Below are 9,377 nucleotides of genomic sequence, written 5' to 3' on the forward strand. Positions count from 1 at the left end.
AGCCGACTACGGCTACCTTCTTGCCTGTACGGACCAAAGGAGGCTCAGGAACGATCCAGCCCTCAGCAAAACCTCTATCTACAATCGACCGCTCAATGGATTTGATGGTTACCGGCTTGCCGTTCAGTCCTACGGTGCAAGCCCCTTCGCAAGGCGAGGGACAGACACGTCCTGTAAACTCCGGAAAGTTATTGGTCTTATGCAGGCGCTTCAAGGCAACCTGCCAGTTGCCGCGGTATACTAAGTCATTCCACTCGGGAATCAGATTATGCAGCGGACAGCCGGATGCCATCCCGGAGAGCAGACGCCCCACATGACAGAATGGTGTTCCGCAGTCCATACAGCGGGCCCCTTGCTCCTTCAGCTTCTCTTCATCCATTGGTATTACAAATTCATCCCAGTTCTTAATGCGTTCTAAAGGCTCGCACTCCGCAGGAGCCTGCCGCTGATACTCTAAAAATCCGGTTGTTTTACCCATTCCTGTCATCCTCCGAGTTTCTCTGATTGGCCGTTACTCTCCGTCACCGACTAGTTATTTGTCACTGTAAAGCAGCAAAGCAAGAAGTTGTGATGTGACGGATTTCCGCCCCTTCACAGTACCTGTTAGGATCTTTCTTAGATTGAAATGCCTTAATATTATCATTTATCCACTATCGCCTAAATGAGCAATGTCACTTTTTTAGATAAAATTCCTGGGAATGGGCAAAGCGGTCTGGAGATGCTTTATTGGGCTTTAAACGCATTATAAGCAGCGCTGAATACTTCCAGCAGCAGAGCGGTAACCGGGAACACTACCCAGTTGATGTCCCACCGTTCAAATACAAAGCCGCTGATCAGAAAAATACATACGGCCAGCGGCCAGATAATGGCTGCAATGGACCCCTTGATACGGTTTTCTTCTTTCTTTTCCGGGATGTCAGTATACTCTTCTTCCTTGAGCAGGAACTTGAAGCTATCCTTGATACTTCCGTAGTAAATGAACAGAAAAACAGCCAATGCCACCAGTGCCAGCAGAAGGACCACACCATAAGCGGTAGCGTCGTCATTAATCATCGACCAGGTAATGACCGGAACCGGACTCAGCACACACAGGCATACCCCCATAGTCAGAGAAAGGGTGTATGTGGGAGTGAAAGCTCTGCTGCGCTGCTCAATTTCGGCGCGCAAAAAATGCGGCAGGGTAAAGCCCTTTTGCAAATCTTTATATTTCTCCGACACCGTACCACTGTAAATAAATAGTCCGACGGCTGGAGCCACCAGTACAAGCAGAATGATCACACCAAGGATTCCGGCTGTATCCCCAGAAATAACCCCTTGCAGAAAACCGTATTCCGCAAGAGTATTAAGCAGAATCAGTAAAGCTGGGCCGACGATGCACAGCATCACGCCAAGTCCCACCATGAATCCGGCTCTCTTTTTGGCAGCCATGTAGCTCCAGGTATCTTCCGGAGCCAGCTGCGGAAGCGGTGAATCTGCTCCCTCCACAGCGATGCCGAGCTCCTCCATCAGTTCATCGATATTGCCGAATTCGGAAATGACAATGCCTACCGCCTCATTCTCCGATTTCCCGTCCTGCTTCAGTTCGTAATACTTGTCTTCCATGCTCGACAGCAGATCCTGCTTCAGCTTGTAGGTCTGCTCAGTTCTGGGCAGAGCGGCGAACATATTGTTCAAATATCCGGTAATGGTATCCATCTCATTACAGCTCCTTTATAAATTTATTGACGACCTCCTGCGTGACCTTCCATTCCTCGCATTTCTCACGGTAATAGGCCAGACCCAGCGGAGTAATCCGGTAATAGGTGCGTCTTTTGCCAAACGTTTCATCCAAAAAAAAGGAATCAATATATCCGTTCTTCTCCAGCCGGGTGAATGCCGAATATAGCGTGGTCTCCTTCATAATGTATTTCTCGTCCGACAGCTTCCTGATGTTCTTGGATATTTCATATCCGTAGGATTCCCCATCGAGGAGCATGTAAAGGATAATCGTATCGTTGTATCCCCGAATGACATCACTGCTGATCAAGGTTCGTCCTCCTAAAAGTTTTGTAGCATAGGCTTCATTGGATCACTTCGCAAAACTTACTTCGAAAGCTTTTCGCGGTCAATTATTACTTCATCTGTCGTAGTAACTGAAGTGTAGCACATCTACTACGACAGGTGAAGTACTTTTTACACATATTGGCCGATAAAATGCAAAAAGAAACGGATACCCTCCCTTTCAGGGGTGGTATCCGTTTCTTATCCGGCAAAGCACATAGCAAGCGGTGCTGTTAAGCCTGCACAGCCAATACAACCATTCCAAGTCCCCGGACTGCCAGCTTATCTCCGGCAACACCCGTGACCAGCTCATCCCCGAACAGGATGCTCCATTCTCCAAGGGCAGGCAGGCTCAGCGAAGCTCCGTCCGGATTCGCATTATAGAGCACATACAAGTGCTTAGCAGAGTCTCCTCCGGCATGATCACGCAGCGTGTAGGCGACCGTACCGGCCGGCGACCGCTCAAAGATGAGCCGGTTGCGGATTTCTTCCGCAGTGCGCAGACGGAAGGCCGGATGCGCCTTGCGCAAAGCAATTAGCCGTCTCATATAAGCGACATCACTGGTATGCGCAGCGCAGCGTTCCCAATCCATGCGGTTGATCTCAACAGGCGACTTATAGCTGTTCTCAACCCCATCCTTAGTACGCATGAACTCCTGTCCGGCGTGAACAAACGGAATCCCCTGGCTCGTCAGCACCATGGCCGAGGCAAGGCGGTGCATCGCTTCACGGCGGGAATCGCTTATCCCCTCTGAGGACAGCACGATTTTATCCCACATCGTATGGTTATCATGGCATTCCACGAAGTTCACACACTGCTGCGGCTCGTCAGCAAACTGTCCTGTAGCTTGACCGTACACTACTCCGCCGGTAATCCCTGTCTTCACGGCCTGTTCAAGCCCACCCTTGCCGCCGATAAACCCCGGCTCCTCATACCGGAAGATGTTACCCTTCACTGCATCGCGGAAGCCGTCGTTAAAATGCCCGATGCCCGGCAGCACATCAGCGTTACTCTGGCTGGCCAGCCGCGAAGGGTCAAGCTCCGTGTCCATAATCCAGCCCTCGCCGATCGTTAGGATCGAAGGATCGATCTCATCCAATCTGCGGCGGACTTCCTGCATCGTCTCAATATCAATCAGTCCCATCAGATCAAAGCGGAAGCCGTCGATATGATACTCTCTGGCCCAGTAGAGGACGGATTCTACAATAAAACGGGACATCATCAGCCGTTCACTGGCGACATCATTGCCGCAGCCCGACCCGTTAGACAGACTGCCGTCCGGCTTATAGCGCAGATAGTAGCCGGGAACCAGCTTGGTGAAATTGACGCGGAACCCATCATATACATGATTGTAGACCACATCCATAATCACCCGCAGACCGCGGTCATGCAGCGCCTGGATCATAGTCTTCAATTCGCGGATGCGTACGCCCGGCACATAAGGATCGGTGGCGTAAGAACCCTCCGGCGCATTGTAATTCTTCGGATCATATCCCCAGTTATAATGGGGCTGGCTGAGCCTGGTCTCATCGACGCTTTCTGTAGCATAGTCGTAGATAGGCAGCAGCTGCACATGCGTTACCCCGAGGCCGGCAATATGATCAAGTCCGGTAAGAATTCCGCCCGGGCCGCGGGTGCCCTCTTCCGCCAGGCCAAGATATTGTCCCTTATGGGTAATGCCGCTCGCCGGATGGACGGATAAGTCACGCAAATGAAGCTCGTAGATTACAGCATCGACCGGATCGGCCAGAGGCGGCTTCTCGTCAGTCCAACGCTCAGGGTCAGTCTTGCGTAAATCCAGAATTGCGCCCCGGTCTCCGTTGACTCCGACAGCCCTGGCGTATGGATCTGCCGCTTCATTCCACTGCCCCCCGACACGCACCCGGTATGTATAGAACTTCCCGTCCAAGTCTCCGGCAACCGTCAGCCTCCAGACCCCGCGCACATCCCGGGTCATAGGCAAATGTTCTCCCTCAGCTTCCTGCGATGACTCATAGAGTACAACCTCTGCCTCTAATGCAGTGGGTGCCCATAGGCAAAAGGCGGATTGCACAGGAGTATAGCTTAGGCCAAGATCATCGCCATCATAACTGAAAAGATCATCAAAATCCTGATCGAACACGGAGATTCCGTCCGTGGCCGCCGGATCACCATAATAAATAGGTTCTTTCATTTCTTTTTGTACGGACAAGGCAACCTGTCTCCTTTACCCTTTAATAACTGGAATTATAGCGCCATTATCCATTTTGCGCAAACGTTTGTACAAAGTTTTTACCCGCTCAGACACAATGGCTACCCCCGGGTTATGTCCAATGCTACCATTGTGATGATATTCTGATTGGGAAGATAAGGAATACGCCGCTCCTGCCCCGGGCGGTAACCGCCGTCCCTAAGGCGGAGTCCATTATCGTGAACAAGGAGCACCGGCCCTTTTCCGCCAGCAGACTTTTCATAGCCGATCCCCAGAACCCAGTGATAATTGTAGGCAAAATCCCCTTGCCAGCGGAAGCTGAACCATTTGTCAAACTTGAGTGCTACCGGTCTTGCTGCATCAATCTCAGCTGTATACCGCTCCATATCATTAAAGACGGTTACAGTGTGCTGCCATCCGTTATGGCCGTCCTTCCCGGCAGCAGACCTGAGATATGCATGGATGCCTCGGGTGAAGCTGCGCGCACTCATGCCCCAAGGCCTTCCGCCGTGACGGCTGTATATGTTATTTATATGTGCTGCTTTGGTGTCAAAATGCCTCATTCCAGGAATAAAGGCTGCACCCTGCCGCGTGTGCCAATATTCCATTAACGCTGCCATAGTGGCAGGCCCGCAGGCCGAGCCGGGTGAACGAACACCCGGCTCCCACTGTGTATAGGGCTCTGCGGGAATCCGGCGGCTTAGCAGTGACTGTATCATAGGGATATCTTCTCCTGCCGCTCCCGCAGTATACGTTCAATGTCGGAAGCGAGAAAAGGCTTGCTGATAAAACCCTCCATACCTACAGCCAGACACTTCTCCCGATCCTCCGGTCTGGTGTAGGCAGTTACAGCTACCATATAGGGGCGGCTGCCGGTTACAGGCAGCCTACTAATCCGGGCCGCTGCACTTAGCCCGCTCATCACCGGCATCTGCACATCCATAAAGATAAGATCATAGTCCTGCTGCTGCACCGCTTGGAGCGCCTGTTCTCCATTTTCTACGAGGTCGGCGTTGTAGCCTCTTTTCTGCAGCATGGTCAGAAGCAGCTTTTGGTTGATCGGATGATCTTCGGCAACCAATATCCGCAGCGGACCGTATTTTGGTTCTGCAAAAGGGAGGCCCCCGGCTAACCGGATCGTTCCCTCCACCGACTCCGGCAATGCGTACAGGTTGCTGCCGGTGTCCTCTCCACTTTGGCCTGCCGGTTCCTTCTCCTCCGGCCTTACCATTTCCTCAGCATGTTCATCCGGGTCACTGTCAATATCAATAGGCAGCGTGAAATAGAAATTGGAGCCCTCCCCTTCTCTGCTGTCCACGGTAATTGCCCCGCCCATCAGCTCAACCAGCCGCTTGCAGATTGAAAGTCCAAGTCCGGTACCTCCGTATTTGCGGTTAATTGCCGGATGCAGCTGCGAAAAGGATTGAAATAACAGGGACTGCTTCTCGGACGGAATGCCAATCCCTGTATCCTGGACACTAAATTTCAGGGTCAGCTTGCGCCGGTTAGGACAGAATTGCGTCCCTACAGCAATAGAAACATGCCCCGTATCGGTAAACTTAACAGCATTGCTGACCAGGTTAACCAAGACCTGGCGCAGCCGGGCTGCATCCCCCATAATCAGCTCCGGTACATCGGGGTCTATCCGGCAGCTCAGCTCAATGTTTTTTTCCCTGGCTTTGGGCAGGAACAGCTCAGTGACACTTTCCATGACCCCTTCCAGGCTAAGCGGCTCATGCACCAGCGTCATTTTTCCGGCTTCAATTTTACTGAAATCCAGAATTTCATTCAGAATATACAGCAGGGAGGCACTGCTCTCACTGATAATATTGGCGTATCCACGCTGTTCCTCGTCAAGCTCTGTCTCAGCGAGCAGGTCTGTCATGCCCATAATGCCATTCATCGGAGTCCGCAGCTCATGGCTCATGATGGCCAGAAATTCCGATTTGGCCTGATCCGCCTTCTCTGCCGATTCTTTAGCGCGGATAATCTCCTTCTCATTGGTGTTATCCCGGAAGACGACAACCGCACCAATGCGCTCTCCTTTATCAAACAGAGGGGTGACCTGGTATTCAGCCAAAAAGCTTGATCCGTCTTTCCGCCATAACACCGTATCCTTGCTTGAAAGGGATTCCCCGGTCTGGACAGCCCGTATCAACGGGGATTCCTCTGGCCGGGAATAGATGCCGTCCCGTGCTGTCTGCTGGATATGGCCAAGATAAGGGCGTCCCATAATCTCGCCATAGGCAAAGCCCAGCATATCTGCACCGGCAGGGTTGATAAAGGTTATCCTTCCTTCCGTATCAAGGCCAAATATGCCCTCGGAGACTGCATTGAGGATCAGGGTATAATCATTGCTCAACTTCTCAATCTGCTCGGTATACCGGATGCGCTCGGTAATGTCGCGTGAAATCCCGTAGACACCGACAACCTCGTCATCGACTATAATCGGAATATTGACCGTATTGATCTCCACCAGATGTCCGTCTTTATGAATCAGCGTGAGCTCATAGCTTTGCGGGAATCCCTGGCAGGCCATAGAAAAATGATAATTTGTCTTTTCAATGTCCTTTTCATGCACGAGCGGCCCGTAATAATTACCGATCAGCTCTTCCATGGAGTAGCCGGACAATTTCTCCAAAATAGCATTCGCGGTTAAATAATCCCCCTGCAGGTTCATCGAATATACCGCAGACGGATTGTACTCAAACAACGATTTGTAACGCTGCTCATTCTCCTGCAACCTCGACTCGAACTGCTTCCGCTCCGTAATATCTCTGGCGACGGCAATAATCTCCACGACCTGTCCCTGCTCATCAAAAATGTACTTGCTGTTCGTCTCGAACCAGATGTAGCTGCCGTTTTTGTGGCGGTACCGGTAAGAGATCGGCGGAATGAATCCGGCTGCCTTATTTATCGTCAACTTCTCCTGGATCATCGGCAGATCGTCAGGGTGCAGATAGTCATAAGCACTGGTACCGATCATTTCTGCGGGCTCGTAACCAAGTAAAGTACGGCTGGCCGGGGAGCAATACAAAAAGACGACATCATCGACCGTATGTCGCGAAATCAGATCCAGTGAATTTTCTGACATCAGCCGGAAATTGCGTTCGCTCTCCCTGAGCTGCTGCTCCATCTGCTGCCGCTCGGTAATATCCTGCATCATGCCGATTAGCTTGACAGGCTTCCCTTCCGGACTATAGATCACATCCGACTGAATATTTACCGCAAGCAGGGTATTGTCAGGCAGGACCAGCCGGTAGGTAGCTTCGCTGGATTCTCCATGGTTCAGTGCCAGCTCTACATTCTCATACAGATAACCCAGGTCCTCCGGATGGACCAGCTTTGCGAACGTCTGGTAATCCACATCGGTTGGACCTACACTATAATGCAAAATACGCCGCAGCTCCTCCGAGAAGGCCAGCTTGCTTTTGACTAAATCCCAGGTCCAGGAGCCGATTCTTGCAACCCGCTGCGCTTCGGCGAGCGCTTCTTCATTCTGTTTGCGGCTCGTCACATTCCGGCCAATGCCCATAATTCTCGTAATTTCATTCTGCTCATTCCGGATAGCATGAAAAGAGGTTTCGAACCAGATATAATGCCCTTCCTTGTGGCGGAGACGGCGGGTATACGTATCATTCTGCAGAAGTCCCTCGAACGGCTTATGCAGGCCTGCGACATCATCCGGATGAAAGAATTCCAGGCGGTTTCTGCCGATCAGCTCTTCAGGCTCATAGCCGAGCAGCTTCTTCGCAGAAGGTGAAATAAAGCTCAGGATGCCGTCGGGCTGGGTAAAGGATATAATGCTTTGATCATCTTTTATAAATAAATCGTATAAATCGCGGCTGTCTACGGTCAGCTGATCAGCGATTTTCCTGTCGGTAATATCCATGGCATAAACTATAATATGCGGGAAGGCCTGTCCTTCTTCTGGACGGACAAGCGTAAGAGACAGCCATACAGGGCGTCCGGCACGGTTGTGAAATCTCAATTCTTTTACTACAGAAGCACCCGGCGGGAACGATTGCCCATCAATGCTCCCTGCCAGAGACAATCCTTCCAGCTCCGCCTGCGATGTATGATTACCGCTGCACAAAGCTCCTTCAAGAAAATCAGACCTACTACAGCCCAGAATATTGCAAAGCGCGGAGTTAACCTTAATCCACTTGTCCGCCTCTATGGCCCATACAGCCATTCCTACTGGAGACATCATGAATGCTTGATCCAGAATACTGCAGTTCTCTGCCAAGTAGTTCATTTTATAGGGGCCCCCTTCATCATGAGCCAGCTCTGTGCAGACTCTCAGTTGTACTTCTACCAGTATACGATAAGAGGAAGTCGGAAGAAATGTTCAGCGCAACTTCGGAAAGCAAACTACGAATTTTAAATGTTGACGGCTCTCTGCGGTTCATTTAGAGTGTTGGTTAATATCACATATTTAACCAATTACGATGGAAGCACCCGTAATAAAGGCTTATTGGCCTTTTATTTACGGGTGCTTTTTGCCGTTTGCGGACAATAGTGACGACAGGAGGAGAATCCCAAGTTGAACAAGCTTATGAAGACATTCCCTGCAGTACTGATGCTTATGGTGTCTTTATTCACCACAGCCGGTGCAGCAAACGCCACTGCTGCTGTACTGACACCTTCTATTCAGGCCGCCTTTGAGCTGACTGCTGCCACTGCTGAATCCTCAGCCAGAGTCAAGCTGAAAAGCCAGTACAGTGAACTCTCTGCCCAGACTGCACAGTATGAGAGCCGTCAAGAACAGATCCGTATCCTGCATGAGAGCAACGCACAAGCACTGCTTGTGGTCCGGAACCAGATCAAAGAGATCGATCAGGCTGTTGTGGCCAAGCTCACCTCTGCGGTCAGCAGCGCTAAGCAGCATTATCAGCCTCTCTTTGATCAATATAGTGCGCTTAATAACCGGATCACCCTGTTGAAGGGACTTAAGGACAAGACGCTGAATTCCGTGCTGCGCACACAGGCGGAGGCCATGAAAATTGCCGTCCAAATCGCCCGCCAGGAGATCCGGGACAAAGAAGCCCTTCTAAAGGCTGCCAAAGAGGAGCGCACCCGAAAGATTGCTGCAGCACGCAAAACCTTAGCCGGCATCGACAGCCCCCAGACCACCATCAAATC

At 51.2% G+C, this 9,377-nt stretch carries 6 protein-coding genes and 1 pseudogene; 1 reads left to right on the forward strand and 6 read right to left on the reverse strand.

Annotated elements, in window-relative coordinates; all coding sequences use genetic code 11:
- The 6 genes and pseudogenes from AQR02_RS34900 to AQR02_RS25785 form a co-directional block, all read right to left on the reverse strand.
- Positions 1-478 (reverse strand): annotated as a pseudogene (locus AQR02_RS34900) (glutamate synthase); the annotation flags it as partial.
- A 245-nt stretch (positions 479-723) separates the two neighbouring features.
- On the reverse strand, positions 724-1,695 hold the full coding sequence (locus AQR02_RS25765; RefSeq protein WP_054943221.1) for a permease prefix domain 1-containing protein: 972 nt from the start codon (positions 1,693-1,695) through the stop codon (positions 724-726).
- Between the two features lie 4 nt (positions 1,696-1,699).
- On the reverse strand, positions 1,700-2,026 hold the full coding sequence (locus AQR02_RS25770; protein WP_054943222.1) for a PadR family transcriptional regulator: 327 nt from the start codon (positions 2,024-2,026) through the stop codon (positions 1,700-1,702).
- Positions 2,027-2,273: 247 nt separating this feature from the next.
- On the reverse strand, positions 2,274-4,232 hold the full coding sequence (gene pulA, locus AQR02_RS25775) for a type I pullulanase (protein WP_054943223.1): 1,959 nt from the start codon (positions 4,230-4,232) through the stop codon (positions 2,274-2,276).
- Positions 4,233-4,333: 101 nt separating this feature from the next.
- Positions 4,334-4,951 carry a C39 family peptidase gene (locus tag AQR02_RS25780; protein WP_054943224.1) on the reverse strand — a complete coding sequence of 206 codons (618 nt, stop codon included), beginning with the start codon at positions 4,949-4,951 and terminating at the stop codon, positions 4,334-4,336.
- The gene (locus AQR02_RS25785; protein ID WP_082452078.1) at positions 4,948-8,490 is read right to left on the reverse strand and encodes a PAS domain-containing hybrid sensor histidine kinase/response regulator; all 3,543 of its coding nucleotides are present in this window, start codon (positions 8,488-8,490) and stop codon (positions 4,948-4,950) included. The genes AQR02_RS25780 and AQR02_RS25785 overlap by 4 nt, the downstream gene beginning before the upstream one ends.
- A 288-nt stretch (positions 8,491-8,778) precedes the next feature.
- Here AQR02_RS25785 and AQR02_RS25790 point away from each other — a divergent pair.
- A partial coding sequence (locus tag AQR02_RS25790; protein ID WP_159067843.1) for a hypothetical protein occupies positions 8,779-9,377 on the forward strand: 599 nt, incomplete at its 3' end.

This window comes from Paenibacillus ihuae, from assembly GCF_001368795.1.
Taxonomy (GTDB): Bacteria; Bacillota; Bacilli; order Paenibacillales; family Paenibacillaceae; genus Paenibacillus_AQ; species Paenibacillus_AQ ihuae.

Excerpts from the sequence above, each read along its gene's own strand:
- AQR02_RS25765 (WP_054943221.1), bottom strand. The coding sequence starts at position 1,695 with ATGGATACCATTACCGGATATTTGAACAATATGTTCGCCGCTCTGCCC.
- AQR02_RS25780 (WP_054943224.1), bottom strand. The coding sequence starts at position 4,951 with ATGATACAGTCACTGCTAAGCCGCCGGATTCCCGCAGAGCCCTATACA.
- AQR02_RS25785 (WP_082452078.1), bottom strand. The coding sequence starts at position 8,490 with ATGAACTACTTGGCAGAGAACTGCAGTATTCTGGATCAAGCATTCATG.